Annotated in this window: 30 protein-coding genes; 10 read left to right on the forward strand and 20 right to left on the reverse strand. The window is 68.4% G+C overall.

The features are described 5' to 3' along the window. Nucleotides 1–19: 19 nt before the first annotated feature. The 4 genes from AC07RV_RS25510 to AC07RV_RS25525 form a co-directional block, all read right to left on the reverse strand. The gene (locus AC07RV_RS25510; RefSeq protein ID WP_296787555.1) at nucleotides 20–1,048 is read right to left on the reverse strand and encodes an NAD(P)H-dependent glycerol-3-phosphate dehydrogenase; all 1,029 of its coding nucleotides are present in this window, start codon (nucleotides 1,046–1,048) and stop codon (nucleotides 20–22) included. 29 nt (nucleotides 1,049–1,077) lie between these two features. After that, nucleotides 1,078–1,542 carry a protein-export chaperone SecB gene (secB, locus tag AC07RV_RS25515; protein WP_093340950.1) on the reverse strand — a complete coding sequence of 155 codons (465 nt, stop codon included), beginning with the start codon at nucleotides 1,540–1,542 and terminating at the stop codon, nucleotides 1,078–1,080. 130 nt (nucleotides 1,543–1,672) lie between these two features. After that, a complete protein-coding gene (gene grxC, locus AC07RV_RS25520; RefSeq protein ID WP_093340951.1) occupies nucleotides 1,673–1,939 on the reverse strand; it encodes a glutaredoxin 3 in 267 nt (88 codons plus the stop codon). Between the two features lie 20 nt (nucleotides 1,940–1,959). Then, on the reverse strand, nucleotides 1,960–2,343 hold the full coding sequence (locus tag AC07RV_RS25525; RefSeq protein ID WP_281077002.1) for a rhodanese-like domain-containing protein: 384 nt from the start codon (nucleotides 2,341–2,343) through the stop codon (nucleotides 1,960–1,962). Nucleotides 2,344–2,451: 108 nt separating this feature from the next. On the opposite strand from AC07RV_RS25525, the gene gpmA reads away from it, so the two are divergent. The 3 genes from gpmA (at nucleotide 2,452) to AC07RV_RS25540 (ending at nucleotide 5,605) form a co-directional block, all read left to right on the forward strand. After that, a complete protein-coding gene (gpmA, locus tag AC07RV_RS25530; RefSeq protein WP_093340953.1) occupies nucleotides 2,452–3,195 on the forward strand; it encodes a 2,3-diphosphoglycerate-dependent phosphoglycerate mutase in 744 nt (247 codons plus the stop codon). A 109-nt stretch (nucleotides 3,196–3,304) separates the two neighbouring features. After that, on the forward strand, nucleotides 3,305–4,747 hold the full coding sequence (locus tag AC07RV_RS25535; RefSeq protein WP_093340955.1) for a S41 family peptidase: 1,443 nt from the start codon (nucleotides 3,305–3,307) through the stop codon (nucleotides 4,745–4,747). Between the two features lie 93 nt (nucleotides 4,748–4,840). Next, nucleotides 4,841–5,605 carry a HesA/MoeB/ThiF family protein gene (locus AC07RV_RS25540; protein WP_296787552.1) on the forward strand — a complete coding sequence of 255 codons (765 nt, stop codon included), beginning with the start codon at nucleotides 4,841–4,843 and terminating at the stop codon, nucleotides 5,603–5,605. A 12-nt stretch (nucleotides 5,606–5,617) separates the two neighbouring features. Here AC07RV_RS25540 and AC07RV_RS25545 read toward each other — a convergent pair whose 3' ends face one another. Further along, nucleotides 5,618–7,636 carry an AsmA family protein gene (locus AC07RV_RS25545; protein WP_296787551.1) on the reverse strand — a complete coding sequence of 673 codons (2,019 nt, stop codon included), beginning with the start codon at nucleotides 7,634–7,636 and terminating at the stop codon, nucleotides 5,618–5,620. A 282-nt stretch (nucleotides 7,637–7,918) separates the two neighbouring features. Here AC07RV_RS25545 and AC07RV_RS25550 point away from each other — a divergent pair, with 282 nt between their 5' ends. Further along, nucleotides 7,919–8,317: a response regulator gene (locus AC07RV_RS25550; protein ID WP_208507603.1), complete on the forward strand. Its 399-nt coding sequence runs from the start codon at nucleotides 7,919–7,921 to the stop codon at nucleotides 8,315–8,317. Nucleotides 8,318–8,341: 24 nt separating this feature from the next. On the opposite strand, the gene AC07RV_RS25555 is transcribed toward AC07RV_RS25550, so the two are convergent. Then, entirely contained in the window at nucleotides 8,342–8,974 is a 633-nt protein-coding gene (locus AC07RV_RS25555; protein ID WP_057592041.1) for a response regulator, read from the reverse strand. 131 nt (nucleotides 8,975–9,105) lie between these two features. On the opposite strand from AC07RV_RS25555, the gene AC07RV_RS25560 reads away from it, so the two are divergent. From AC07RV_RS25560 to AC07RV_RS25585, 6 genes are all read left to right on the forward strand, one after another. Beyond that, nucleotides 9,106–10,416, forward strand: coding sequence for a CHASE3 domain-containing protein (locus AC07RV_RS25560; protein ID WP_296787548.1), 1,311 nt, complete (start codon nucleotides 9,106–9,108; stop codon nucleotides 10,414–10,416). Between the two features lie 224 nt (nucleotides 10,417–10,640). Beyond that, complete coding sequence (locus AC07RV_RS25565; protein WP_082321940.1) at nucleotides 10,641–10,805, forward strand: DUF1328 domain-containing protein; 165 nt, start codon at nucleotides 10,641–10,643, stop codon at nucleotides 10,803–10,805. A gap of 51 nt (nucleotides 10,806–10,856) precedes the next feature. Then, nucleotides 10,857–11,228 carry a hypothetical protein gene (locus AC07RV_RS25570; RefSeq protein ID WP_093340961.1) on the forward strand — a complete coding sequence of 124 codons (372 nt, stop codon included), beginning with the start codon at nucleotides 10,857–10,859 and terminating at the stop codon, nucleotides 11,226–11,228. 33 nt (nucleotides 11,229–11,261) lie between these two features. Beyond that, the gene (locus AC07RV_RS25575) at nucleotides 11,262–11,645 is read left to right on the forward strand and encodes a hypothetical protein (protein ID WP_093340962.1); all 384 of its coding nucleotides are present in this window, start codon (nucleotides 11,262–11,264) and stop codon (nucleotides 11,643–11,645) included. Further along, nucleotides 11,632–12,168, forward strand: coding sequence for a hypothetical protein (locus tag AC07RV_RS25580; RefSeq protein ID WP_296787545.1), 537 nt, complete (start codon nucleotides 11,632–11,634; stop codon nucleotides 12,166–12,168). The genes AC07RV_RS25575 and AC07RV_RS25580 overlap by 14 nt, the downstream gene beginning before the upstream one ends. Then, complete coding sequence (locus tag AC07RV_RS25585) at nucleotides 12,165–12,719, forward strand: ferritin-like domain-containing protein (RefSeq protein WP_093340965.1); 555 nt, start codon at nucleotides 12,165–12,167, stop codon at nucleotides 12,717–12,719. Before AC07RV_RS25580 ends, AC07RV_RS25585 begins: the two co-directional genes overlap by 4 nt. A gap of 86 nt (nucleotides 12,720–12,805) precedes the next feature. On the opposite strand, the gene AC07RV_RS25590 is transcribed toward AC07RV_RS25585, so the two are convergent. From AC07RV_RS25590 to AC07RV_RS25655, 14 genes are all read right to left on the reverse strand, one after another. Continuing rightward, entirely contained in the window at nucleotides 12,806–13,312 is a 507-nt protein-coding gene (locus tag AC07RV_RS25590; protein ID WP_296787542.1) for a BON domain-containing protein, read from the reverse strand. Between the two features lie 68 nt (nucleotides 13,313–13,380). After that, complete coding sequence (locus tag AC07RV_RS25595; protein ID WP_208507598.1) at nucleotides 13,381–13,578, reverse strand: CsbD family protein; 198 nt, start codon at nucleotides 13,576–13,578, stop codon at nucleotides 13,381–13,383. 147 nt (nucleotides 13,579–13,725) lie between these two features. After that, the gene (locus tag AC07RV_RS25600) at nucleotides 13,726–14,571 is read right to left on the reverse strand and encodes a DUF429 domain-containing protein (RefSeq protein ID WP_444813790.1); all 846 of its coding nucleotides are present in this window, start codon (nucleotides 14,569–14,571) and stop codon (nucleotides 13,726–13,728) included. Between the two features lie 3 nt (nucleotides 14,572–14,574). Further along, the gene (locus AC07RV_RS25605; protein WP_296787540.1) at nucleotides 14,575–15,456 is read right to left on the reverse strand and encodes an EamA family transporter; all 882 of its coding nucleotides are present in this window, start codon (nucleotides 15,454–15,456) and stop codon (nucleotides 14,575–14,577) included. A 75-nt stretch (nucleotides 15,457–15,531) separates the two neighbouring features. Beyond that, nucleotides 15,532–15,954: a BLUF domain-containing protein gene (locus AC07RV_RS25610; RefSeq protein WP_093340973.1), complete on the reverse strand. Its 423-nt coding sequence runs from the start codon at nucleotides 15,952–15,954 to the stop codon at nucleotides 15,532–15,534. 1 nt (nucleotide 15,955) lies between these two features. Next, complete coding sequence (gene folE, locus AC07RV_RS25615) at nucleotides 15,956–16,687, reverse strand: GTP cyclohydrolase I (RefSeq protein ID WP_093340974.1); 732 nt, start codon at nucleotides 16,685–16,687, stop codon at nucleotides 15,956–15,958. Between the two features lie 73 nt (nucleotides 16,688–16,760). Next, nucleotides 16,761–17,516 carry an endonuclease/exonuclease/phosphatase family protein gene (locus AC07RV_RS25620; protein WP_093340976.1) on the reverse strand — a complete coding sequence of 252 codons (756 nt, stop codon included), beginning with the start codon at nucleotides 17,514–17,516 and terminating at the stop codon, nucleotides 16,761–16,763. Then, on the reverse strand, nucleotides 17,513–17,977 hold the full coding sequence (nudB, locus tag AC07RV_RS25625) for a dihydroneopterin triphosphate diphosphatase (RefSeq protein WP_057592054.1): 465 nt from the start codon (nucleotides 17,975–17,977) through the stop codon (nucleotides 17,513–17,515). Before nudB ends, AC07RV_RS25620 begins: the two co-directional genes overlap by 4 nt. An 82-nt stretch (nucleotides 17,978–18,059) precedes the next feature. Beyond that, entirely contained in the window at nucleotides 18,060–19,871 is a 1,812-nt protein-coding gene (aspS, locus tag AC07RV_RS25630) for an aspartate--tRNA ligase (protein ID WP_093340982.1), read from the reverse strand. A gap of 35 nt (nucleotides 19,872–19,906) precedes the next feature. Then, entirely contained in the window at nucleotides 19,907–20,542 is a 636-nt protein-coding gene (locus AC07RV_RS25635) for a DUF502 domain-containing protein (RefSeq protein ID WP_093340983.1), read from the reverse strand. A gap of 42 nt (nucleotides 20,543–20,584) precedes the next feature. After that, on the reverse strand, nucleotides 20,585–20,911 hold the full coding sequence (locus AC07RV_RS25640; RefSeq protein ID WP_296787535.1) for an FmdB family zinc ribbon protein: 327 nt from the start codon (nucleotides 20,909–20,911) through the stop codon (nucleotides 20,585–20,587). Nucleotides 20,912–21,017: 106 nt separating this feature from the next. After that, the gene (locus tag AC07RV_RS25645) at nucleotides 21,018–22,466 is read right to left on the reverse strand and encodes a high affinity choline transporter 1 (protein WP_287753028.1); all 1,449 of its coding nucleotides are present in this window, start codon (nucleotides 22,464–22,466) and stop codon (nucleotides 21,018–21,020) included. Nucleotides 22,467–22,541: 75 nt separating this feature from the next. Continuing rightward, nucleotides 22,542–24,107, reverse strand: coding sequence for a ubiquinone biosynthesis regulatory protein kinase UbiB (gene ubiB / locus AC07RV_RS25650; protein ID WP_296787530.1), 1,566 nt, complete (start codon nucleotides 24,105–24,107; stop codon nucleotides 22,542–22,544). Next, complete coding sequence (locus AC07RV_RS25655; RefSeq protein ID WP_093341266.1) at nucleotides 24,104–24,670, reverse strand: hypothetical protein; 567 nt, start codon at nucleotides 24,668–24,670, stop codon at nucleotides 24,104–24,106. Before AC07RV_RS25655 ends, ubiB begins: the two co-directional genes overlap by 4 nt. Between the last annotated feature and the right edge of the window lie 40 nt (nucleotides 24,671–24,710).

A 24,710-nucleotide genomic window follows, 5' to 3' on the forward strand; every position in this document is an offset into this window, starting at 1 on the left:
GTTTGTCTTCCGGATGTTGTTATGGGGGCGGCCGGACCGATTCGGGCACCGGGTCGCGCCCGGTCAGCGCGGCCACGGCATCGGCCGGGCTCACGCGGCCGTCGAGCAGCGCGACCACGCCCTCGGCGATGGGCATTTCCACGCCCAGCCCGCGCGCGCGCTGCACCACGGTGCGGGCGCAGTAAACGCCCTCGGCCACGTGGCCCAGCGAATCGACCGCCTGCGCCAGGGTACGGCCCTGGGCGAGCAGCAGGCCGACCTTGCGGTTGCGCGACAGGTCGCCGGTGGCGGTGAGCACCAGGTCGCCCAGGCCCGACAGGCCCATGAAGGTGTCGGTGCGGGCGCCGAGCGCGAGGCCGAAGCGGGTCATCTCGGCCAGGCCGCGCGTGATCAGCGCGGCGCGTGCATTGAGGCCCAGCGCAAGGCCGTCGCACAGGCCGGTGGCGATCGCCAGCACGTTCTTGACCGCGCCGCCGACCTCGACGCCGACGATGTCGTCATTGGCATAGACGCGCAGCGCGGGGCCATGAAAGGCATCGACCAGCGCGTCGCGCACGGCGGCATGCGGGCTGGCGGCGACCAGCGCGGTGGGGCGGCCCTCGGCCACTTCCTGCGCGAAGCTCGGGCCGCTGAGCACGCCGGCCAACAGATCGGGCGCGACCTGCGCGCGGATCTCGTGGGCCAGCAGGCCAAAGGAGGAAGCGGAGGTGTTCGCGGCCTGCGCGGGCTCGACGCCCTTGCAGAGCCAGGCGACCGGCACGCGGGTGCCGCTGTCGCGCAGGGTCTCGAGCTGCTGGCGCAGCGCCGCCATGGGCGTGGCCACGATCACCAGGTCGGCGCCGGCCTGCGCCTGGCCGATGCCGCCCGCGCGCACCGCGAGCGAAGCCGGCAAGGCCAGCCCCGGCAGGTAGCGGGTGTTCTCGCGGGCCCGGGAGATGGCCTCGGCCTGGGCCGCGTCGCGGGCCCACAGCGTGACCTCGTGGCGGGCGGCCGCATTGACGGCCACCGCCGTGCCCCAGGCTCCGGCGCCATGAACGCAGATCTTCATCGGCGTCGCGGCGTTGCGTACCGTCGGGCTTACTGCGTGATGATGGGCGACGGCTGGCCGGCGGCCTGAGCCTGCTGCTGCTCGTACATGGCCTGGAAGTTGATCTCGGCCAGGTGCACGGGCGGGAAGCCGCCGCGCTGGATCACGTCGGCCACGTTGCCGCGCAGGTAGGGGTAGACGATCTGCGGGCAGGCGATGCCGAGGATCGGGCCCATCTGGTCTTCGGGCAGGTTGCGGATCTCGAAGATGCCGGCCTGCTTGGCTTCGACCAGGAACACGGTCTTGTCGCCGATCTTGGTCTGCACGGTGGCGGACACCGACACCTCGAAGATGCCGTCGGCCACGGGCTGGGCGTCCACGCCGAGCTGGATGTCGACGGTGGGCTGTTCCTGTTCCAGCAGGATCGCGGGCGAGTTGGGTTGTTCGAGCGACAGGTCCTTGAGGTAGACGCGCTGGATCTGGAACACGGGATCTTGGGCTTGCTGGTCGGCCATGGCTGAACTTTCGAGGGTCAAAACAAGGCCCGCCGGGGGATGGTTTCCCGCGGCGGGCCGCAGATGGGTGAACGGACGATTATCGCCCGGCGATGTGACGGCTTCGGACCGGCGGTCGGCCGGGCCTCGATCAGGCCGGCTGGCCCTGCAGCAGCGGCACCAGCCCGCCGCGGCTGTCGAGCGCCATCAGGTCGTCGCAACCGCCCACGTGGGTGTCGCCGATGAAGATCTGCGGCACCGTGCGGCGCTGGGTGATCTCCATCATGGCGATGCGCGCCTGGGGATCGCTGTCGATGCGGATCTCCTCGATCTGCTCGACGCCCTTGGACTTGAGGATCTGCTTGGCGCGTGTGCAGTAGGGGCACACGGCGGTGGTGTACATCTTGACGGCTTGCATGGTTCGTATCTCGGTGGGGTTCAGGCCTTTTCAACCGGCAGATTAGCCGCTTTCCATGCCTTGAGCCCGCCGGACACCGCTTGGGCCTGCTCGTAACCCAGCTTCTTGGCCGCGGCCACCGCGCGCTGCGCGCGCGAGCCGTTCTCGCACACCAGCAGCAGCGGCACGTTCTTGTTCTTGACCGTGGAGGCCAGCTTTTCCTCGAGCTGGGCCAGCGGCACGTTCTTGGCGCCGATCATGTGGCCGGCGGCGAATTCCTCGGGATCGCGCAGGTCGACCAGCACCGCGCGCTCGCGGTTGATGAGGTGCACCGCCGCGTCGGCCGTCAGCGTGCCGCCCCCCGCGCCGCGAATCAGCGGCCAGGCCAGCATGGCGCCCGAGCTGAGCACGATCAGGACCAGCATCCAGTTCGCAGTGACGAATTCGATCAATTTCACGAGGGTTCCTTGGAGAGAGGCAAACCCGGGATTTTAGAATGTCGGGTTTACAAAGCGCTGCCAAAGGCCTCCGACATGCACAAACTGGTACTGATCCGCCACGGCGAATCGACCTGGAACCTCGAAAACCGCTTCACCGGCTGGACCGACGTCGACCTGACCGAGACCGGCGTCGAGCAGGCCAAGCAGGCGGGCCGGCTGCTGAAGGCCGAGGGCTACGACTTCGACGTGGCCTACACCAGCGTGCTCAAGCGCGCCACGCGCACCCTGTGGCACACGCTCGACGAGCTCGACCGCACCTGGCTGCCGGTGGTGCATTCGTGGCGCCTCAACGAGCGCCACTACGGCGGCCTGCAGGGCCTGAACAAGGCCGAAACGGCCAAGAAGTACGGCGACGAGCAGGTGCTGGTCTGGCGCCGCAGCTACAGCACGCCGCCGCCGCCGCTGGAAGCAGACGACCCGCGCAGCGAACGCAGCGACGTGCGCTACGCCAAGCTCTCGCCCGAGCAGATCCCGCTGACCGAATGCCTGAAGGACACGGTGGCGCGCGTGCTGCCGTTCTGGAACGAGTCGATGGCCCCGGCCATCCGCACCGGCCGCCGCCTCGTGGTGGCGGCGCACGGCAACTCGATCCGCGCGCTGGTGAAGTACCTGGACGGCATCTCGGACGACGACATCGTCGGCCTGAACATCCCGAACGGCATTCCCCTTGTGTACGAGCTCGACGACGATCTCAAGCCGCTGCGGCACTACTATCTGGGCGATGCCGCCGCCGCCGAGAAAGCCGCCGCCGCGGTCGCCTCGCAAGGCAAAGGCTGAAGCCGCGCTGTAGAAAAACCGTGCCCGCCGCTCCACCCGTGGAACCCCGGCGGGCAATTTGTTTCCAAGCTGTGTATATTGGTTCGACAGCCGACAAGGACACTTACCCATGGGCCAGAAACTCAAGATCACCGGCTGGGTCGCCGCCGGCGCCGTTGCAGGCGTCCTGACCACCGCCTCGCTGCAGACCGTCGCGCGCGGCTCGCTCGCGCCACTGCCGCTCGAGGAACTGCAGCAGCTCGCTGCCGTGTTCGGCATGGTCAAGAGCGACTACGTCGAACCGGTCGACGAGAAGAAGCTGATTTCCGACGCCATCTCCGGCATGGTCGCCGGGCTCGACCCGCATTCCCAGTACTTCGACAAGAAGTCCTTCAAGGAATTCAGGGAAGGCACCACCGGCCGCTTCGTCGGCGTGGGCATCGAGATCTCGCAGGAAGACGGCCTGATCAAGGTGGTCTCCCCGATCGAGGGCTCGCCCGCGTTCCGCGCCGGCCTCAAGCCCAATGACCTGATCACCAAGATCGACGACACCGCGGTGCGCGGCCTGTCGCTCAACGAGGCGGTCAAGCGCATGCGCGGCGAGGCCAACACCAAGGTGCTGCTGACGATCTTCCGCAAGGACGAGAGCCGCACCTTCCCGGTCACGATCACGCGCGAGGAAATCCGCACCCAATCGGTGCGCGGCAAGATGATCGAGCCGGGCTACGGCTGGATCCGCCTGTCGCAGTTCCAGGAGCGCACGGTCGACGACTTCGTGAAGAAGATCGACGACCTGTACAAGGAAGACCCGAACCTCAAGGGCCTGGTGCTCGACCTGCGCAACGACCCGGGCGGCCTGCTCGACGCGGCCGTGGCGGTGTCGGCGGCCTTCCTGCCCGAGAACGCCACGGTGGTCACCACCGACGGCCAGCTCGCCGAGAGCAAGGCGGTCTACAAGGCGGCGCCCGAGTTCTACCAGCGCCGCTCCGGCAGCGACCCGCTGCGCAGCCTGCCGGCCTCGCTGAAGTCGGTGCCGCTGGTGGTGCTCGTGAACGAAGGCTCGGCCTCGGCCAGCGAAATCGTCGCGGGCGCGCTGCAGGACCACAAGCGCGCCACCATCATGGGCAGCCAGACCTTCGGCAAGGGCTCGGTGCAGACCGTGCGTCCGCTCGGCCCCGACACCGGCCTGAAGATCACCACCGCGCGCTACTACACGCCCAGCGGCACCTCGATCCAGGCCAAGGGCATCGTGCCGAACGTGCTGGTCGACGAGAGCGCCGAGGGCAGCCCCTTCGCCGCGCTGCGCATGCGCGAGGCCGACCTCGAGAAGCACCTGGCCAGCGGCCAGGGCCCCGAGGTCAAGGACCCCGAGCGCGAGAAGGCCCGCGACGAGGCCCGCAAGCGCCTCGAGGAAGAAGCCAAGAAGCCGCCGCAGGACCGCAAGGTGCCCGAGTTCGGCTCCGACAAGGACTTCCCGCTGGTGCAGGCGCTCAACCGCCTCAAGGGCCAGCCGGTGCTGGTCAGCAAGACGCAGGTGATCGTCGACAACAAGGAAGAGAAGAAGGAGAACTGACCGGCCGGGGCGCGAGCCCCTTCCGGACGCTCCGACTTCGCATCCCACCGCAGGGGACCGGCCAGACCGGTCCCTTTTGCTTTCTCCCCCGCCATGAACGAAGACGACGACCTGCTGCGCTACTCGCGCCACATCCTGCTCGAGGAATTCGGCATCGATGGCCAGGCGCGCGTGAGCGCCGGCCGGGTGCTGGTGATCGGTGCCGGCGGGCTGGGATCGCCGGCCGTGCTCTACCTCGCGGCGGCGGGTGTGGGGCGCATCGTGCTGGTCGACGACGACGAGGTCGACCTCACCAACCTGCAGCGCCAGGTCGCCCACACCGAGGCGCGCGTGGGCCAGCCAAAGGTGGCGTCGGCGGCGCAGGCCATGCGCGACATCAATCCCGGCATCGCCATCGAGACCCACGTGCTGCGCCCCGACGCCGACCAGCTGTCGGCACTGGTCGCCGCGGCCGACGTGGTGCTCGACTGCACCGACAACTTCGTGACGCGCCAGGCCGTCAACCGCGCCTGCGTAGCGCACGGCAAGCCGCTGGTGGCGGGGGCCGCGATCCGCTTCGACGGGCAGCTCAGCGTGTACGACGTGCGCGATCCGGCCTCGCCCTGCTATGCCTGCCTGTTCCCGCCCGACGCGGCCTTCGAGGAGACGCTGTGCGCGGTGCTCGGGGTGTTCGGGCCGGTGGTCGGCACCATCGGCACCCTGCAGGCGCTCGAGGCGCTCAAGCTGCTCGCGGGCATCGGGCCGTCGCTGGCGGGCCGGTTGCTGATGTTCGACGGACGCAGCGCCTCGTTCGACACCCTGCGCGTGGCGCGCGATCCGCACTGCGGCGTCTGCGCGGCGCAGCGCGCCGCGCCCTAGCCTCGCTCGGGGTCAGGGCTGCTGCTTCGCGCCCTTGGCCCGCGCCGCGCCGTTGGCGGCGGCGCCGGCGGTCGGCTTGTTGGCCTGGGCCAGCACCGCCTTGCAGTCGGAATCCTCGCCGGGGCCGGTCTCGATGGTCGCGGCCAGCGCCAGCAGCGGGTTGACCGCGCCCAGCGCCAGGGCCGCCAGTCCACGGCCCGCCAGCGGCCCGACCTGCAGCCCGCCCTTGGGATCGCCGAAGCTGCCGCTGACCACCAGCGGCGTGCGGATCGACAGCAGGCTCTTGCTCTTGGGCTCCTGGTGGATCACGAAATCCAGCCCCTCGGTGGCGAAATTGGCCTGTCCCGTGGCCGTGAACAGCGCATTGGTGGTGTCCACCAGCAGGGTGCGGCCGGTCGCCAGCCCCTTGTTCACGTCGAAGGCCACGGCCGCGCAGCGCAGTTCCACGTCGCGGTCGCCGCGCAGCAGGAACTTGAGGATGTCGCCGCCCACCAGCGTGGCGAACACCGGCAGCAGGTTGCCGAACTGGCCGCGGCCGGCCAGCACCGCGACGTCGCCCGAGGCGCCGCCGAGCCAGTTGGCCACGGTGCTGCCCGAGCCCGAGAGGTTGATGCGGCCGTCGAGCCGGCCCAGGCTGTTGCCGGTGGTCTCGAGCTTGGGGAACAGCCGCGCGAGCTGCATCGCGCGCACGTCGAGCGCGGCGCGGATGTCGGCCGGGTTCTTCGAACCGTCGATGCGGATCGCGCCGGCCAGCTTGCCGCCGGCCACGCCGAGCTCGAGCGGGTCGAGCGTGAGCACGCTGTCCTTGAGCTTGACCTGCACGCTGCCGCTGTCGAGCGGGACCTCGCGCACGTTGCGGATGCGCTCGGCCGTGTACTTCACGTCGGCGTTCATCGCGCGCAGGCGCTCGAAGTCCAGCGGCGCGGTCGGCAGCACCTTGCCGCCCGGGCGCTTGACCTGGGTCACGGTCGGCGGCGGCGCCACGCCCTCGACGGTGGCGGCGGTGCGCGCGGTCGGCGGCAGGCCGATCAGCGGGCCGAGGTCGTCCATGTCCATCACCTTCGAGCGCAGTTCGCCCGCGAGATAGGGCACCTGGGCGGCCTGGTCGAAGCGCATGTCGCCGCCGATGTCGGACAGGCCCAGCTTGCCCTGCAGCGCCTTGGCCTCCCACAGCGTGCCACGCTTGCTCAGGGTGCCGCGCACCGCGTAGGGCGAGGTCTGCGGCAACGCGATGCCCAGCAGCGGGAACAGCGCGCCCAGCGTCTGGCCGCGGATGTCGAATTTGGCATCGATGCCGTCGAGGTCAGCGAGCGAGCCCACGGTGCCGCTGGCCTTGAGCTTGGTCTGGCCGGCGGCCGCGTCGATCTCGAGCGGGAACGGCGGCGCGCCGGCCGCGTTGATCTGCATCACGTTGCCGGTGCGACCCTGGGCCGTGAGCGGCTGGCCCTTGTAGCGGCCCTTGATGCGGTAGTGCACCGGCAGCGCGCCGCGCGCGGTGTCGTAGCTGACGTCGGCATGGATGTCCACGCCCAGGTGCTTGGCCAGGAAGTCGATGGCGCCGCCGTCGATCTCGATGGTGCCGATCACGGGCGCGGTGCCGGCGTCGGAGGTGTCCTTGCCGAAAGCCCAGGTGCGCCGGCCGTCGGCTTCCATCTGCAGGCCCACGGTGGGCGAGGCGAGCACCAGCCGCGGGATGTCGATGCGGCGCGAGATGAGCGGCCAGAGGCGGATGTCGAACTCGGCGCGCTCAGCCTTCACGAGGTAGGGATCGCGCGCCCACGAGGGGTTGGCGAACTCGATGCCGTCGAACTTGACGGTGGCGCGGCGCCAGCCGAGATCGACGTCGAGCCGGCGCGTGATCTCGAACTTGCGGCCGGTCTTCTCGCTCACGTAGCGGTTGACCGGCTCGCGCAGCACGTCCCAGGGGAAGAACAGGATGGCGATCACCAGCGCCGCAAACAGCGCGAGCAGCAGCACGATCAGCTTCTGCCACAGCGGAAATCTGCGCGGGAGGGTGCGGGTGTGATCCATCGCCATGCCTGCATGATGACTGCATCGCGCGCGCCGTCCAGGTCGGCGCAGGGCCGCAACCCGCGTACGGCATCACCTACCGCGCGCCGAGCGACGCCAGGGCCCTCGCCTGCGGGTGCGTCGGAACCCGCCTACAGATGCCTCGCACTGAACCCTGCATGATGCGCGGCAGGGAGGCCTCATCGTCCAGAGCCCGGTCCAGCCAACACCAGCCCTCTGTCTCAGAGCGCCGGCAGCGCGGCACACATCATTCGGGCAACGTCGGAGGAAGCGCGGTTCGTCATGGATTCCAGATTGAAGACCTACATCGTCGAGGACAACCTCACGATCCGTGAAAACCTCATCGGCACCCTGGAAGAACTGGCGCGCACCGTGGTGGTCGGCTATGCGGAAACCGAAGACCACGCGATCGAATGGCTGCGCACCCATGCCGCCGAATGGAACCTCGCGGTGGTCGATCTGTTCCTCAAGCAGGGCAGCGGGCTGGGTGTGCTGAAGGCCTGCACCGAGCGGCGCCCCGAACAGAAGGTGGTGGTGCTCAGCAACTATGCGACGCCCGACATCCGCAGGCGTTGTGCGCAGTTCGGCGTGGACGCGGTGTTCGACAAGTCCAACGAGATCGACGCACTGGTCGATTTCTGCCTGCGCGCGGTGGCGGCGCAGCCACCGGGGCCGGGCTGAGCCCCGGCGCGAACGGTGGCTCTCTCAGTCGATCAGCTTGTTCTTGAGGGCGTAGTACGTGAGGTCGCTGTTGGAGGAGAGGTTCATCTTCTCCATCAGCCGCGTGCGGTAGGTGCTCACGGTCTTCACCGACAGCGACAGCGTCTTGGCGATGTCGCCCGCGGTCTCGCCCTTGGCCAGCTTCAGGAACACCTGGAACTCGCGTTCCGAGAGCTGCTCGTGCGGCGCGGCGTCGTCCTTGCGGTCGAGCTGGCGGGCCAGCAGTTCGGCGACGGCGGGGGTGATGTAGCGGCGGCCCAGCGCGATGGTGCGGATCGCGTTGACGATCTCCATCGGATCGCACTCCTTGTTGAGGTAGCCGCTCGCGCCCTGCCGGATCAGGTTCATCGCGTAGTGCTCCTCGGGGTACCCGCTCAGGATCAGGATGCCGACGTCGGGCGCCTTGGCACGGATCATGGCGAGCGCATCGATCCCGCTTTGCCCCGGCATCGACAGGTCCATCACCAGCACGTCGAGTTCGGTCGTGCGCACGAGTTCGATCGCCTCGCGACCGCTGGCGGCCTCGCCGGCCACGCGCAGATCCACGTGCTCGGAGAAGAACTGCCTGAGGCCCGATCGCACGATGGCGTGGTCGTCCACAATTCCAATTTTGATCATCTGTTACTTTCGTCGTTGTGTTGCCGGTCCGCGGGCCGCAACATGCCGGTTCCCTGATCGTTGTCAATTATTCACGATCTTGTCTTGAAAGCGGACTCAATAGTTTCATGCGTTGGCTAGCCTTCCCCAAAATGGCCCTGAGCCTGCTGCTCGCGGCACTGGCGGCGCTGGCGCTCGTCGGCATCAACGAGGCGGGCTACCGGCAGTCCAGTATCGCCTTGGCCGAGATCGACGCCGCCCAGAAGGTGCGCAGCGTGCTCAACCAGCTGCTGCAGAACATCCTCGATGCAGAAACGGGCCAGCGCGGCTATCTGCTGACAGGGGAAGCCGCCTATCGGCAACCCTACGACAACGCCATCCAGCAGATCGACGGCAACCTGGCGAGCCTGCGCCAGCAGTATGCCGGCCGGCCGGCCGAGACGGCCCAGCTGGCCGAGCTGTCGAAACACGTGCTGCGCAAGGTGTCCGAGATGGACATGAGCGTGCGCCTGCGCTCGGACGGCAAGGAGGACGCCTGGAAGTTCGTCATCACCACCGACGTCGGCCGCGAGGAGATGGATTCCATCCGCGAGAAGGCCCGGGGCCTGGTGGAGCTCAGCAACAAGACCCTGCACGACAGCCAGACCCAGGTGATGCTGTCGCTGCGGCTGGCGCGCTTCGGCACCAGCATCGTGGCGCTGGCGGCCCTGTTCGCCTTCTTCCTGTACCTGCGCCAGACGCACGTGCTGCGCTCGATCGGCGAGCGCCAGCAGGAGACCCTGCAGCGCGAGCGCAATGCCCTGGAGGACGAAGTGCGCGAGCGCACCACCTCGCTGGCCGAACTGGCGACCCACCTGCAGGACGTGCGCGAGACCGAGCGCGGCTTCCTGGCGCGCGAGCTGCACGACGAGCTGGGCTCGCTGCTGACCGCCGCCAAGCTCGACGTGGCGCGGCTGAAGTCGCGGCTGGCCGATTCGCCCGATGCGATCCAGCGGCTGCAGCATCTGACCGAGCTGCTCAACAGCGGCATCGCGCTCAAGCGCCGCATCATCGAGGACCTGCGCCCGTCCTCGCTGGCCAACCTGGGGCTGGTGGCCTCGCTCGAGATCCTCGGGCGCGAGTTCGGCGAACGTTCGGGCATCCACGTCGACATGCAGCTGGAGCCGGTCAGCACCGACGAGTCGCGCCAGCTCACCATCTACCGGATGGTGCAGGAGAGCCTGACCAACATCGGCAAGTACGCCGAGGCCACCGAGGCCACGATCTCGATGAAGGACCACGGCACGCACGTGGTGGTCGAGGTGGTCGACAACGGCAAGGGCTTCGACGCCCTGAAGATGCGCCCGTCGACCCACGGCCTGGCCGGCATGCGCCACCGCGTGGAAGCGGCGCACGGCAAGCTCACGGTGGAATCGACGCCCGGGCACGGCACGCGCATCGCGGCGATGCTGCCGGTGGCGTAGGCCCGACGCCCTGCCTCGCGTGCCGGCGGCGTGCCGGCGCATTCGTGCCGGATTTCACGCGATTTCACGGGTGGCCGGGCGGACTCGGCCATCTCCTACGCCCCGCCCCCCCTGCCACTGACAGGTCCGCCATGGGCCGACCCTTAAGGTCTGTCCATGCCGTGTTCCTCCCCATCGGACACGCGGCTTTTCCGACAACGAGGGCAGCCTCCAAGGAGTTCCGCATGTTGCACTACGCAGTGGTCTTTCTGGTCATCGCGCTGATCGCCGCCTTGTTCGGCTTCGGCGGTATCGCCGCCAGCGCCGTCGGCATCGCCAAGATCCTCTTCGTGATCTTCGCCGTGCTCGCCATCGCGAGCTTCCTGGCCGGCTTGCTACGAAGCAAGTAGCGTCGGTACGATTCACAGGCTCTCGCAAATCATTCCCGGAAAGGACTTTTCATGAACACGACCAAGACCCCCCAGCAACTCGCCGATGACGCACGCCAGACCGCCAACGACGCTGTCGATACCACGCGTGCCTATGCACAGAATGCGGTGAATGCGGCGGGCGAAAAGGTCCGCGAGCTGCGTCGCGACGCGGAACCGGCGGTCGAACAGCTCGCAGCGCGCGTGCAGCAGGCCGTGCAGCGCGGCCTCGATGCCGCATCGACCACCAGCGCCCGCGCCCAGCGCCGCCTCGAACAGGCCGCCGACTCGACCGGCCGCTACATCTCCGACCAGCCCGTGCGCTCGGTGCTGATCGCCGCCGCGGCCGGTGCCGCCATCACCGCACTGATCGTGCTGGCCAGCCGCCGTCGGGACGACTATTGATCGCCTGAAGCATCGGCCCCGCTCCGCAGCACCATGCTTCATCCGATCTTTTCCACGGTGCTCGGGCACCCGGAGCTCATCGCCGAACACATCGCCAACTACGCGGCCCTGGTCCGGCAGGAATCGGGCACTGCGGCCCGCGGGCTGATCGCCCGCATCGTCGCGGGCATCCTGGCCGCAGCCACCTTCGTGCTGGCGCTGGGACTCATCGGCGTGGCGGTGCTGCTGGGCGTGCTGCACGGCAGTTTTCATTGGGTGCTGATCGCGGTTCCCGGCGTAGCGCTGGCGATCGCCGCGATCTGCGCCTGGATCGCATCCCGTCCCTTCATCGCCCATGGGTTCGACGATCTGCGTGCGCAGGTCGACGCCGACCTGCAGGCCCTTCATGAAGCCGGAGGCCGCCATGGCCGGCACTGATCCCCGCGCCCTGCTGACGCCGAAGGAACGGCTGGCGCTGTCGCGCCGCGCCCTGGTGCGCGAACTCAACGGCGGACGCGAACCCGAGTCGGAACCGCGCACGCCGCAGCAGGAACGCGCCCGGCGCGATGCCGAAGCGGCCTTCGCACAGTCCGACCCCGACGATGCCGGCGCCGCCTTCGAAGGCCAGCGCGCGCACGATGCGGGCGATGGCCGCGGCGGCAATGCCCGCGTCTGGGCCTCGGTCGCGCGCAGCATGGCCGAGCGCTGGTGGCGCCGCCATCCGGCGCATGCGGCGGGCCAGCTCGCCCGGCCGCTGCTCGAGCGCTACGCGCGCAAGGAACCGGCCAAGCTGATGGCCATTGCCGCGGCCACCGGCGCGGTGGTGGTGCTGGTCAGGCCCTGGCGGCTGCTGTCGGTGACGGCAGTGCTGGCCGCGGTGCTCAAGACTTCCGACCTGGCCGACATCGTGAACACGCTCATGCAGCAGAAAACAACTCCCCCACGAAAGGATCCCCCATGAAAGCCAATGCCTCCACTCCGGCGAAGGACCACCAGCACCTGGTGCTGGACCAGAAGGGCCTCGATGCCGCAGCCCACAGCCTCGACGACGGCGCCGTCACCCCGGCCTACGGCCCGTGGCGCGACGACATCGTCAAGCTGCTGAACGACGCGCTCGCCACCGAGCTGGTCTGCGTGCTGCGCTACAAGCGCCACTACTTCACCGCCAACGGCGTGGAGTCGCCGGCCATCGCCGACGAATTCCTGGTGCATGCCAACGAGGAATCGGGCCATGCCGACCGCATCGCCGAACGCATCGTGCAGTTGGGCGGCGAACCCGATTTCGCGCCCGATCACCTGCGCGAACGCAGCCATGCCGGCTACGACGAATCGACCGACCTGCAGGCCATGGTGCGCGCCAACCTCGTGGCCGAGCGCATCGCTGTCGAGTCGTACCGCCAGATGATCAACCTGATCGGCGACAAGGACCCGACCACCCGCCGCATGCTCGAGGACATCCTCTCGGACGAGGAAGAGCACGCCGACGAGCTGAAGGACTGGCTGGGCCACTGACACCCGCCACCGCCCAAGAAAAAGCCCGGACATGCCGGGCTTTTTCTTTGGGGGCGGGAGGAAACGAGTCCGAAGACTCGAAAAACTCAGCCCTTCACCTCGAGCCGGTTGTCGACCGAGGTCACGCCCTGCACGCCCTTGGCGATCTGTTCTGCGCGCTCCTTGGCGGCGGCGCTCGGCGCGGGCCCCTGCAGGCTCACGGCACCGGCCTTGGTGTCGACATCGATCTTGATGGCGCTGAGGTCGGGATCCTTCGCCAGGCCGGCCGAGATGGCGGCGGTGATGGCCGCGTCGTCCACCGTGTTCGCGACGGCGCTGCCGGCGTCCTTCACGGCTTCCTTCGCGTTGGCGGCACCATCCTTCACGCTCTGCGAGTCGATCCGGGTCTTGGCCTCCTCGGCCATCTTCACGGTCTTGTCGCGCGCGGTGTCGACGGCCTGCTCGGTGCGCGCCACGGCGCTGTCGAGCTTCTCGCCGGCGGTGCGGCCATCGTTCTTGTCGCAGGCGGCCAGCGCGAGGCTGCCGCCGGCGATCGCCAGCACGGCGAGCCAGGTGCGCGTGCGCGAAGCGGGCGACTGTATCGAAATGGTCATGGGAACCTCCACATCGATGGAATGAAAAGAAAAAAGGCTGCGCGCCCGCGGGCCGCAGCCATGTCGCATCAGAGCTTATCGGCGCCGGACTTGATCGCGTCCTTGGCCTTTTCCTTCACGTCGCCGTAGGTGCTCTGCACCTTGCCGGCGGCCTGGTCGGCAATGCCCTCGCCTTCGAGCTTCTCGTTGCCCACGACCTTGCCGGCGACTTCCTTGAGCTTGCCCTTGGCCTGGTCGACGCGGCCTGCCACTTGATCCTTGTTCATTGCGATGTCCTTCCTGATTCGGTCACGAAGCACCCGGAGGTCGGGCGCATGGGCCGGCGGCCCATGACGTCAATCTAGCGACGGGATCGGGCGATGGCGCCGCGACGGCGGCTCGAAGCGCTGTAGGACAACCGGGCCCGGCCGGGGTCAGGCGGAGACGATCCAGCCCTCGAGCGGATCGATGTCCGCCGGGAGGCCGTAGCCGGGGCCCGCGCTGTCCGCGCGCTGCAGGCCCCAGGCCGCCTGCACCAGGCACAGCACGGCATCGAGGTCGTCGCCGCGCGGGTCGTCGAGCAGTTCGCGGCGTTGCCCGGCCGAGAGCACGAGGCGCAGGCCGAGCCGCGTGCGGCCGGCCTCGAGCGCGGCCAGCAGTTCGGCGCGCGCCGCGCGGCGCTCGGGCGTCTGCCTGGCGAGCTCGTCGCTCTTGTAGCTGCGGCGGCCGACCAGCTCGCGCGCCAGCAGCCCGGGATAGGCCTCGAGCGCCACCCGATCGGCCGGCCGCGCCGCGCGCAGCCCCGGCAGATGGGCACCGGCCGACAGCAGCGGCGGCACCCCGGCGTGCAGCATGAAGGCCACCGGCGGATTGACCCACTTCATCGACGGGCTGGAACCCGCGGGCGCATCGGTGGCGCGGTGCGCGAACTTGCCGCCCACCGGCCGCGCGGCGCAGAAGGCCGCGAAGGTCTCGCGGATCTCGGCGCGGGTGAGCGCGGCGTAATGCGCGATCAGCGGCTCGAAGCGCACGGGCCAGCCCAGGTGCTCGACCAGTTCGCGCGGCAGGCTGAACGGGAAGTCGAAACCGCCGACCCAGGCCGGCGTGGTGTGCAGCCAGCGGCTCCAGGCATCGAGCGCGGTGAAGCGCCGCAACTCGTGCAGCGCCACGGCGCCATCGGGCATCGGTTCGCCGGTGGCGATCACGATCGGCTTGCGCGCGGTCGGCGCGCTCGAGAAGTCGCAGCCGAACAACAGCGGGCCCGGGCGCATCCGCTTCATGGCTCAACCCAGCGCGAGCGCCACCACGCCCGCGGCGATGAAGAGCGCGCCCAGCAGGCGCAGCAGCCGGTCGCCCTCGCGCAGCAGGTGGCCGCCGATCAGCGCCGCGAACAGCATCGACACCTCGCGCGCGGGCGCCACGTGCGAGATCGGCGCCTGCTGCACCGCGTAGAGCACCAGCACGTACGACACCGGGCTCACGGCCGCCACCACCAGCGCGTACTTCCACTGCGCGCGCCACATGCGCGCGGTGGTGGCGCGGTCGTGCAGCGCGGCCGGCAGCAGCAGCACCAGGCGCACGAGGTTGCCGAAGTAGTCGAGCAGGATCGGCGACATCGCGAGGAACTTGACGGCGTAGCTGTCGGCCACGGTGTAGGCGGCGATGAAGCCGCCGGTCAGCACGCCGTAGCGGATGCCCTTGTGCACGCGATCGCGCTGCGCCGGGTCGTGCGCCTTGTGCCAGAGCTTCGGGCCACCGGCGACCAGGAACACGCCACCCACCACGCCCACGATGCCCGCCACGCCCACGAGGCTGATCTTCTCGCCGAGGAACAGCACCGCCACCAGCGACGACAAGAGCGGCCCCGAGCCCCGCGCCAGCGGATAGACCACCGTGAGGTCCGACTTGCGGTAGCCGCGCAGCAGCACGATGAAATAGAAGATGTGCAGCACGCCGCTGAGCACGACGAAGCCCCACTCGGTCGCGCCCCAGTGGGGCACCACGTTCCAGCCCAGCACGATGCCCACGGGCGCCCAGATGAGCATGTTGAACACGCTGGTCTGGAAGCTGAAGCGCACGTCGCCGTTGGCCTTCTTGGCGACGATGTTCCAGCCCGCGTGGATGAGCCCTGCAAGCAGGATCAGCGCGAATGCGGAAAGAGGCACGGGATCAGATCAGGGAAGTCGCTCGCCCACCGGCCGGCAGGCAACAAAAAAGGGGGCCGAAGCCCCCGACGCATTTCAGTGGCGCCCGACGATGGCCGCCGTGGCCATCAGCTCCTCGAGCAGCGCCAGCGAGACCTTGCCCGAGACCTTGTACGGGTCGAGCTCGGGTTTCTCGGAGTACTTCAGCAGCGTGGAGGCGTTGAGCTTGGAGAGGTTGACCTGCCCCATGGTCCAGCCGCCGAAGCGGCGCTCGAAGATTTCCTCGTAGTGCAGCAGCACCACGTCCTTGTGGCGCGCGTCGCGCTGGATGTGGCCGTAGAGCTCGCTGATCGCCATGCGGCCGCCTTCGATCGCCTGCAGGAAGGTGCCGCCGCCGTAGCAGAGGATGCCCGTGATGCCGCAGGTCGTGTTGTGCGAGCGCGATTGCGTGAGGATCGCTTCGATGGCCGCGGGGCTGGTGTCGACGGCGCGGCTGGCGTAGAGGAGTCGGACCAGCATGTCAGCTCTTTCGGGGCAGGAGAGAGAGGAATTCGCGGCGCAGGCTCGGGTCCTTGAGGAACACGCCGCGCATCACGGAGTTGATCATCTTGCTGTCCATTTCCTTCACGCCGCGCCAGGCCATGCAGAAGTGCTCGGCCTCCATCACCAGCGCGAGGCCGTCGGGCTGGGTCTTTTCCTGGATCAGGTCGGCCAGTTGCACCACGGCCTCTTCCTGGATCTGCGGACGGCCCATCACCCATTCGGCGAGGCGCGCGTACTTCGACAGGCCGATGACGTTGGTGTGCTCGTTGGGCATCACGCCGATCCAGAGCTTGCCGATGATCGGGCAGAAGTGGTGCGAGCAGGCGCTGCGCACCGTGATCGGGCCGACGATCATCAGCTCGTTGAGGTGCTCGGCATTGGGGAATTCGGTCAGCGAGGGCGGCGGCACGTAGCGGCCGCGGAACACCTCGTTGACGTACATCTTGGCCACGCGACGCGCGGTGTTGTCGGTGTTGTGGTCGTTCTCGACGTCGATCACCAGGCTGTCGAGCACGCCCTTCATCTTGACCTCGACCTCGTCGAGCAGGGCCTCGAGTTCGCCGGGCTGGATGAACTCGGCGATGTTGTCGTTGGCGTTGAAGCGCCGGCGCGCCGCGTGCAGGCGTTCGCGGATCTTCACGGAGACGGGCGTGCCCTCGTCGTCGTCTTTGGGAACGGGGAGCGTGTCCACTTCGGTTTTCCTCAGCATCGGGCCATCGTACCAGTGAATGCATGCCCGCCGTTCGGGCCGCGAATGCCCGTATCTTCTGCGGGCCTTGCTATCAATTCGGCAGCAAGAAGTCGGTGACCAGCGGCAGGTGGTCCGACATGCGGGCCCAGATCGGGCCGCGCGGCACGCTGCTGGTCAGCGGTTCGATCTCGCGGCCGTAGATGAAATCGAGCTGCGCCACCGGCAGCCGCGAGGGATAGGTCAGCGTGCGCGGGCCGCGCAGGTCGCTGGTGTCGCGCAGACCCATGGCATTCATCGCGTAGCGCATGCGCGCGCCCCAGTCGTTGAAGTCGCCGGCCACCACCACCGGCTCGCCGTTCGGCACCTCGCGCTCGATGAATTCGCGCAGCCGCGCCACCTGCCGCACGCGGCTGCCCTTGATGAGCCCCAGATGCACCACGATGGCGTGTACCGGCCGCCCTTCGACCTCCATCACCACGTGCAGCAGGCCGCGCTGCTCGAAGCGGTGGTCGGAGATGTCCTGGTGATTGGTGCGCAGCACCGGCCAGCGCGTGAGCAGCGCGTTGCCGTGCTCGCCGTGGCGCGTGATGGCATTGGTCTCGTAGACCGCCGTGTAGCCCTCGGGCGCGAGGAAATCGGCCTGCGGCAGCTCGGGCCAGCGCGGAAAGCGCACCGCGGCCTGGCGGTTCATCTTGCGCACTTCCTGCAGGCAGACGATGTCGGCGTCGAGCTGCTCGATGGCATGGCCGAGGTTGTGGATTTCGAGCCGCCGCGCGGGCCCGATGCCCTGCACCCCCTTGTGGATGTTGTAGGTGGCGACCCGGAAGTTGGGCGTCTGCGAGTTCATCGCGCAAATTCTGGCAGCAACAGAATGGCTTCGGCGTTCGATGGGGAAAAGCAGGCATCGGCCGCCTCGCGGTACGGCAGCCAGCGCCAGTCGGTGTGCTCGCGCGGCGCCAGCACCGGCACCACGCGCTCGGGCACGCACAGGCCGAACAGGTGCTCGGTGTTGTGAGTCACGCCCGGCGCATAGCGCGCACGCCAGCGCGGATAGATCTCGTAGACGTTGCGCAGGCCCCAGTCGACCAGCTGCGCCGCGAGCGCACTGCCCTGCCCGCACAGGATGCCGGTCTCCTCCGCGACCTCGCGCGCGGCCGTGAGCGCCAGCGGCTCGTCCTCCGCGTCCTTGCTGCCCGTGACCGACTGCCAGAACTCGGTCTCGGCGTCGGCGCGGCGGATCAGCAGCACGTCGAGGGCGGGCGTGTGGATCACGACCAGTACGGATTGGGGGATCTTGAAAGGCCGCATGGGGCGAGGCTCCTTCGTGTCATCGGCTTCGCAAGGAAGCTGACAAGAAAAAAAGGGCACTCATCGAGTGCCCTGTCGCCGATCAGGCCGCCTGCTGCGGCTGCACGTTGCGCAGCCGGATGTGCAGTTCGCGCAACTGCTTCTCGTCGACCGGGCTCGGCGCCTGCGTCAGCAGGTCCTGCGCGCGCTGGGTCTTCGGGAAGGCGATCACGTCGCGGATCGACTCGGCGCCGGTCATCAGCATGACGAGGCGGTCCAGGCCGATGGCGATGCCGCCGTGCGGCGGCGCGCCGTACTGCAGCGCGTCGAGCAGGAAGCCGAACTTGAGCTGCGCATCCTCCGCGCTGATCTTCAGCGCGCGGAACACCTTGCTCTGCACTTCCTCGCGGTGGATACGCACCGAGCCGCCGCCCATCTCGATGCCGTTGAGCACCATGTCGTAGGCCTTGGCGATGCACTTCTCGGGCGCGGTGTCCATGAGGTCCTCATGGCCGTCCTTCGGTGCGGTGAACGGGTGGTGCACGGCGCTCCAGCGCTGGCCTTCCTCGTCGAACTCGAACATCGGGAAGTCGACCACCCACAGCGGGGCCCAGCGGTCGTCGAACAGGCCGCTCTTCTTGCCGAAGGCGCTGTGGCCGATCTTCACGCGCAGCGCGCCGATGGCGTCGTTGACCACCTTCTCCTTGTCGGCACCGAAGAACAGGATGTCGCCGTTGCGCGCGCCGGTGCGGGCGATGATCTCGGCCAGCGCGTTGTCGTCGAGGTTCTTCACGATCGGGCTCTGCAGGCCCTCGCGGCCGGCGGCCGCATCGTTGATCTTGATGTAGGCCAGGCCCTTGGCGCCGTAGATCTTCACGAACTCCTGGTAGGCGTCGATCTCGCCGCGCGACAGGCCGCCCTCGGCACCGCCGCCCGGCACGCGCAGCGCGACCACGCGGCCGCCCTTCATCGTGGCGGCGTTCGAGAACACCTTGAATTCCACGCGCTTCATCAGCTCGGTGAGTTCGGTGAACTCGAGCTTCACGCGCAGGTCGGGCTTGTCCGAGCCGTACTTGAACATCGCCTCGCCGTAGGTCATGGTCGGGAACACCGGCAGCTCGATGCCCGCGGCGTTGCGGAACACGTTGCGGATCATGCCTTCGAACATCTCGCGGATCTCTTCCTCGGCGAGGAACGAGGTCTCGATGTCGATCTGCGTGAATTCGGGCTGGCGGTCGGCGCGCAGGTCCTCGTCGCGGAAGCACTTCACGATCTGGTAGTAGCGGTCGTAGCCGGCCACCATCAAGAGCTGCTTGAACAGCTGCGGCGACTGCGGCAGCGCGAAGAAGCTGCCGTCGTGCACGCGGCTGGGCACCAAGTAGTCGCGCGCGCCTTCGGGCGTGGACTTGCCGAGCATCGGGGTCTCGATGTCGATGAAGCCGTTGGCGTCGAGGAACTTGCGCGTTTCCATCGTCACCTTGTAGCGCAGCATCAGGTTGCGCTGCATCGCGGGACGGCGCAGGTCCAGCACGCGGTGCGTGAGGCGCGTGGTTTCCGACAGGTTGTCGTCGTCCAGCAGGAACGGCGGCGTGACCGAGGGGTTGAGCACCTTGAGCTCGTGCGCGAGCACTTCGATCTTGCCGCTCTTGAGCTGGTCGTTGGTGGTGCCTTCGGGGCGTGCGCGCACGAGGCCCGTGATCTGCACGCAGAACTCGTTGCGCAGGTTCTCGGCGACGGCGAAGGTCGAGGCGCGATCGGGGTCGCACACCACCTGCACGTAGCCTTCGCGGTCGCGCACGTCGATGAAGATCACGCCGCCGTGGTCGCGGCGACGGTTGACCCAGCCGCAAAGGGTGACGGTCTGGCCCAACAGGGCTTCGGTCACGAGACCGCAATAGTGAGTACGCATGGCCATGGCTAGATTCCGGCGCCGTTGCGGCGCGTTCGTTTTTATGGGTTGGACGGTTTGGTCGTCGCGATGCTGGCGGGGCTGCCGGGAACGACGACCCCCATCGAGACGATGTACTTGAGCGCCTCGTCCACGCTCATCAGGAGCTCGATGCAGTCGCTGCGCTTGAGCATCACGAAGTAGCCGCCCGTGGGATTGGGCGTGGTGGGCACGTAGACGCTGAGGAATTCCTCGTTGCCCAGGTGTTCCGCGACCTCGTTGCCGGGCGCGCCGGTGACGAAGGCGATGGTCCACACGCCCTCGCGCGGCCACTGCACCAGCACCGCGGTGCGGAAGGCATTGCCGTTCTCGGAGAACAGCGTGTCGGAGACCTGCTTGACGCTCGAGTAGATCGAGCGCACCACCGGGATGCGGCGCACCACGGCGTCACCCCAGCCGAGCAGGCGCTTGCCGACGAAATTGCTCGCGGCGGCGCCCACCACCAGCAGGATCGCCAGCGTGAGCAGCACGCCCAGGCCGCGCACCCGGTGGTCGCTGAGCCAGACCTGCCACTGCTCGGGCAGCAGCCACAGCGTCTGGTCGAGCGTGCCGATGATCCAGTTCAGCACGCCGAGCGTTATGACCAGCGGCACGATCACCAGCAGGCCGGACAGCAACCATTTGCGCAGGGCGAGCATCGGGAGGTTTCTTCTCTGGAGAGCGACGGGCGGTTCGGCGCCTCAGTCGGCGCTCTTGGCGGCCGGCGCGGGCGCGGGGGCCGGCGCGGGAGCCGGGCTGGGCGCGGCGGCGGGTGCATCGGCGGACTTGGCGGCGCCGTCGCCCGAGGCGGCCGGCGCGGTGGCGGCTTCGGACTTCTTGCCGCCGCCGTCACGGAAGTCGGTGACGTACCAGCCCGAGCCCTTGAGCTGGAATCCGGCCGCCGTGACCTGCTTTTCGAATGCGCTCGCGCCGCATGCCGGACACACCGTGAGCGGCGGATCGGACATCTTCTGCAGGGCATCCTTGGCGAAGCCGCAGGCGCTGCACTTGTAGGCGTAGATGGGCATGGGAAATCGAGTGGGGAAAGCGGCCGGGCGGCCGCTCGCAAAGCCCTCGATTATACGGGCGCCCCCCGGCCGGCCGGCGCCCCGGGAATTGCGCCTGGCGCGAGATTCAGGCCGTTTCGGTCGCCAGCGGGCGGTGCGGCGTGTGAGTGTTCACCACCCATTGCGGCGCCAGCGAGCCGAGCACCATGCCCGCGAACGAGGCCAGCACGCCCGCGAGCTGGGCCGGGAACACCGCGCCCCAGGGCATCGCCATGAACAGCAGCCAGGTGCCGATGCCGAACAGGATCGCGGCGATCGCGCCCTGGGTGGTGGCGCGCTTCCAGTAGAGGCCGAACACCAGCGGGATGAAGGCCCCGACCAGCGGCACCTGGTAGGCGCCCGAGACCAGTTCGTAGATCGGCGTGCCCTGCATGCGGATCGCATAGGCCAGCACCGCCGCACTGAACAGCAGCACCGTGATGCGCATGGTCCGGAGGTTCTCGCGGTCGGTGCCCGCGGGGCGGAACTGGCGCCAGATGTTCTCGGTGAAGGTGACGCTGGGCGCCAGCAAGGTGGCCGAGGCGGTCGACTTGATGGCCGACAGCAGCGCGCCGAAGAACAGCACCTGCATCACGAACGGCATCTTCTCGAGCACCAGCGTGGGCAGCACCTTCTGCGGATCCTCCTTGAGCAGCGTGGCGGTCTGCTCCGGCATGATCAGGAGCGCGCTGGCCACGAGGAACATCGGCACGAAGGCGAACAGGATGTACGCCAGGCCGCCGATCACCGGGCCGCGCGTGGCGGCCTTGACGCTGTTGGCCGACATCACGCGCTGGAACACGTCCTGCTGCGGGATCGAGCCGAGCATCATGGTGATGGCGGCGGCGAAGAAGAAGACCATGTCGTGCCAGTTGGGCTCGGGCCAGAACTTGAACAGGTCCTTGCTGACCGCGAAGGCGACCACCTTGTCGGCGCCGCCGGCCATGTTGCCCGCGAACATCGCGATGATGGCCAGGCCGGCCACCAGGATGATCATCTGGATGAAGTCGGTGACCGCCACCGACCACATGCCGCCGAACAGCGTGTAGGCCAGGATCGAGACCACGCCGATCACCATGCCGGTCGACAGCCCGATGGCGCCGCCCGACAGCACGTTGAACACCAGCCCCAGCGCCGTGACCTGCGCCGAGACCCAGCCCAGGTAGCTCAGCATGATGATCAGCGTGCAGGCCACCTCCACGCCGCGGCCGTAGCGCTCGCGGTAGTAGTCGCTGATGGTCAGCAAGGTCATGCGGTAGAGCTTGCCCGCGAAGAACAGGCCCACGAGGATCAGGCAGGTGCCGGCGCCGAACGGGTCTTCGACCACGCCGTTGAGGCCGCCCTCGATGAACTTGGCCGGGATGCCCAGCACCGTCTCGGAGCCGAACCAGGTCGCGAAGGTGGTCGTGACGATCATGAAGAGCGGCAGGTGCCGCCCGGCGATCGCGAAGTCGGTGGTGTTCTTCACGCGCCGGGCCGCATACAGGCCGATGGCGATGGTGAGCAACAGATAGACGATGACCAGGGTCAGCAGCACGTCAGGTTCTCCTCTTTCCTCGATTCCAAGGCAGCACGCCCATCTTTTCCGGGCCGTGGCGGCCAGCGCCGCGGTTCAGAAAATCCGAACGCGCACCAGCAGCTGCATGGCCAGCAGACCCAATACAAAACCTATGCCACCGTAGACGATGGACTGGAGCAACCGGTTGGTGCGCTTCTGCGCGGCCAGCAGCTCCAGCAGCTCGCGCCGGTGGTCGGGCGGCCGATTCTCCAGGAAATCGTGCAGCAGGCGCGGCAATTCCGGCAACAGCTTGGCGTATCGCGGCGCCTCGTCCTTGAGCTGCTGGAACAGCTTCTTGGGCCCGATCTGGTCGACCATCCACTTCTCGAGGAAGGGCTTGGCCGTGTGCCAGAGGTCGAGCTCGGGATCGAGCTGGCGGCCCAGCCCCTCGATGTTGAGCAGGGTCTTCTGCAGCAGCACCAGCTGCGGCTGGATCTCGACGTGGAAGCGGCGCGAGGTCTGGAACAGCCGCATCAGCACCATGCCGAGCGAGATCTCCTTGAGCGGCCGGTCGAAGTAGGGTTCGCAGACGGTGCGGATCGCGGCCTCGAGCTCGTCGATGCGCGTGCCCTCGGGCACCCAGCCGCTCTCGAGGTGCAGCTCGGCCACGCGCTTGTAGTCGCGCCGGAAGAAGGCCACGAAGTTCTGCGCCAGGTACTCCTTGTCGGACTCGGTGAGCGTTCCGATGATCCCGAAGTCCAGCGAGATGTAGCGCCCGAAGGTCTGGGGCTCGAGGCTGACCTGGATGTTGCCCGGGTGCATGTCGGCATGGAAGAAGCCGTCGCGGAACACCTGGGTGAAGAAGATGGTGACGCCGTCGCGCGCGAGCTTCGGGATGTCGACGCCCGCGGCGCGCAGCCGCTCGAGCTGCGCGATCGGCACGCCGTTCATGCGCTCCATCACGATCACCTCGGGATGGCAGAAGTCCCAGAACATCTCGGGGATCAGCACCAGATCGAGCGAGGCCATGTTGCGGCGCAGCTGCGCGGCATTGGCGGCCTCGCGCACCAGGTCGAGCTCGTCGTGCAGGTACTTGTCGAACTCGGCCACCACCTCGCGCGGCTTGAGCCGCTTGCCGTCGGGCGAGAGCTTCTCGACCCAGCCGGCCATCATGGCCATCAGGCCGAGGTCCTTCTCGATCACGCCGCGCATGTTGGGGCGCAGCACCTTGACCGCCACCTCGCGCAGCTGGCCGTCGCCGGTGCGGATGGTCGCGAAGTGCACCTGCGCGATCGAGGCGCTGGCGATCGGCGTTTCGTCGAACTGCACGAACACGTCGCTGACGGGCCGGCGGAACGCGCGCTCGATGGTCGCCACGGCCACCGCCGAAGGGAACGGCGGCACGCGGTCCTGCAGGAAGGTCAGCTCGTCGGCGATGTCGGGTGGCAGCAGGTCGCGCCGCGTGGAGAGCACCTGGCCGAACTTGACGAAGATCGGGCCCAGCCGCTCGAGCGCCTCGCGCAGGCGCTGACCGCGCGGTGCGTCGAGCCGGCGGCCGAAGGAGACGATGCGTGCGACCACCCGCAGCCAGGGCTTCTGGAAGCTCGTGAGCACGAGCTCGTCGAGGCCGTAGCGCAGCGCGACCCAGACGATGAAGAGGCTGCGATAGAAGCGGCTCATTCGGCGGTGCCCGCCGAACCGATACCGGATCTGCCGGCCGCCGCGCGGTTGCCCACGAACTGGCGCAATGCGCCCACCACGCGCCGCACCGCATTGCCGATGGCATGCGCGGGCACATCGCCGATCACGCGCGCGAGGTCGTCCTCGACGTCCCAGCGCACATGGTCGACCAGCCAGTTGACCTCGGCCGCGAGCTGCACGTCGCCCACGATCTGCACCGAGGGCTTGTCGCCGCGCAGCGTGGCGCGCGCGATCTCGAAGGGGTTGTCATCGGTGACCGACAGCGTGAGCTCGGGCAGCGAGCCCGGCGGCGCCAGGTCGAGCAGGCCGGCGGGCGTGGCCACCAGCTCCATCGTGACGAAGCGCCACTGGAAGCGCACCACGCGGCCCTGCTGGCGCACCAGCCGCTGCTGGGCCTCGGGCTCCTGCTGCAGCACGTGGTTGAGGAACAGCACGGCGCGGTGCTGGATCTCGTGCACGGCCCAGGGCGGCGGCTGCAGGCGCTCGCCGACGCGATTGAACAGATCGCCGAGCAAAGAAAAAGGGGACGATGGTGTGGCCATGGTCCCCATTATCCTTTCTGCAGGCGGCCGGGCCGCCTTC

The organism is Variovorax sp. GW821-FHT09B01 (assembly GCF_059418345.1).

Coding starts and splice junctions, on each gene's coding strand:
- gpmA (WP_093340953.1), top strand. CDS start 2,452: ATGCACAAACTGGTACTGATCCGCCACGGCGAATCGACCTGGAACCTC.
- AC07RV_RS25595 (WP_208507598.1), bottom strand. CDS start 13,578: ATGAACAAGGATCAAGTGGCAGGCCGCGTCGACCAGGCCAAGGGCAAG.
- AC07RV_RS25550 (WP_208507603.1), top strand. CDS start 7,919: ATGGATTCCAGATTGAAGACCTACATCGTCGAGGACAACCTCACGATC.
- AC07RV_RS25540 (WP_296787552.1), top strand. CDS start 4,841: ATGAACGAAGACGACGACCTGCTGCGCTACTCGCGCCACATCCTGCTC.
- AC07RV_RS25570 (WP_093340961.1), top strand. CDS start 10,857: ATGAACACGACCAAGACCCCCCAGCAACTCGCCGATGACGCACGCCAG.
- folE (WP_093340974.1), bottom strand. CDS start 16,687: ATGCTGAGGAAAACCGAAGTGGACACGCTCCCCGTTCCCAAAGACGAC.
- AC07RV_RS25585 (WP_093340965.1), top strand. CDS start 12,165: ATGAAAGCCAATGCCTCCACTCCGGCGAAGGACCACCAGCACCTGGTG.
- aspS (WP_093340982.1), bottom strand. CDS start 19,871: ATGGCCATGCGTACTCACTATTGCGGTCTCGTGACCGAAGCCCTGTTG.
- AC07RV_RS25580 (WP_296787545.1), top strand. CDS start 11,632: ATGGCCGGCACTGATCCCCGCGCCCTGCTGACGCCGAAGGAACGGCTG.
- AC07RV_RS25575 (WP_093340962.1), top strand. CDS start 11,262: ATGCTTCATCCGATCTTTTCCACGGTGCTCGGGCACCCGGAGCTCATC.
- AC07RV_RS25655 (WP_093341266.1), bottom strand. CDS start 24,670: ATGGCCACACCATCGTCCCCTTTTTCTTTGCTCGGCGATCTGTTCAAT.
- AC07RV_RS25565 (WP_082321940.1), top strand. CDS start 10,641: ATGTTGCACTACGCAGTGGTCTTTCTGGTCATCGCGCTGATCGCCGCC.
- AC07RV_RS25535 (WP_093340955.1), top strand. CDS start 3,305: ATGGGCCAGAAACTCAAGATCACCGGCTGGGTCGCCGCCGGCGCCGTT.
- nudB (WP_057592054.1), bottom strand. CDS start 17,977: ATGCGGCCTTTCAAGATCCCCCAATCCGTACTGGTCGTGATCCACACG.
- AC07RV_RS25525 (WP_281077002.1), bottom strand. CDS start 2,343: ATGCTGGTCCTGATCGTGCTCAGCTCGGGCGCCATGCTGGCCTGGCCG.
- AC07RV_RS25635 (WP_093340983.1), bottom strand. CDS start 20,542: ATGCTCGCCCTGCGCAAATGGTTGCTGTCCGGCCTGCTGGTGATCGTG.
- AC07RV_RS25620 (WP_093340976.1), bottom strand. CDS start 17,516: ATGAACTCGCAGACGCCCAACTTCCGGGTCGCCACCTACAACATCCAC.
- AC07RV_RS25510 (WP_296787555.1), bottom strand. CDS start 1,048: ATGAAGATCTGCGTTCATGGCGCCGGAGCCTGGGGCACGGCGGTGGCC.
- AC07RV_RS25610 (WP_093340973.1), bottom strand. CDS start 15,954: ATGCTGGTCCGACTCCTCTACGCCAGCCGCGCCGTCGACACCAGCCCC.
- AC07RV_RS25560 (WP_296787548.1), top strand. CDS start 9,106: ATGGCCCTGAGCCTGCTGCTCGCGGCACTGGCGGCGCTGGCGCTCGTC.
- AC07RV_RS25600 (WP_444813790.1), bottom strand. CDS start 14,571: ATGAAGCGGATGCGCCCGGGCCCGCTGTTGTTCGGCTGCGACTTCTCG.
- AC07RV_RS25555 (WP_057592041.1), bottom strand. CDS start 8,974: ATGATCAAAATTGGAATTGTGGACGACCACGCCATCGTGCGATCGGGC.
- grxC (WP_093340951.1), bottom strand. CDS start 1,939: ATGCAAGCCGTCAAGATGTACACCACCGCCGTGTGCCCCTACTGCACA.
- ubiB (WP_296787530.1), bottom strand. CDS start 24,107: ATGAGCCGCTTCTATCGCAGCCTCTTCATCGTCTGGGTCGCGCTGCGC.
- AC07RV_RS25640 (WP_296787535.1), bottom strand. CDS start 20,911: ATGCCCATCTACGCCTACAAGTGCAGCGCCTGCGGCTTCGCCAAGGAT.
- AC07RV_RS25545 (WP_296787551.1), bottom strand. CDS start 7,636: ATGGATCACACCCGCACCCTCCCGCGCAGATTTCCGCTGTGGCAGAAG.
- AC07RV_RS25590 (WP_296787542.1), bottom strand. CDS start 13,312: ATGACCATTTCGATACAGTCGCCCGCTTCGCGCACGCGCACCTGGCTC.
- secB (WP_093340950.1), bottom strand. CDS start 1,542: ATGGCCGACCAGCAAGCCCAAGATCCCGTGTTCCAGATCCAGCGCGTC.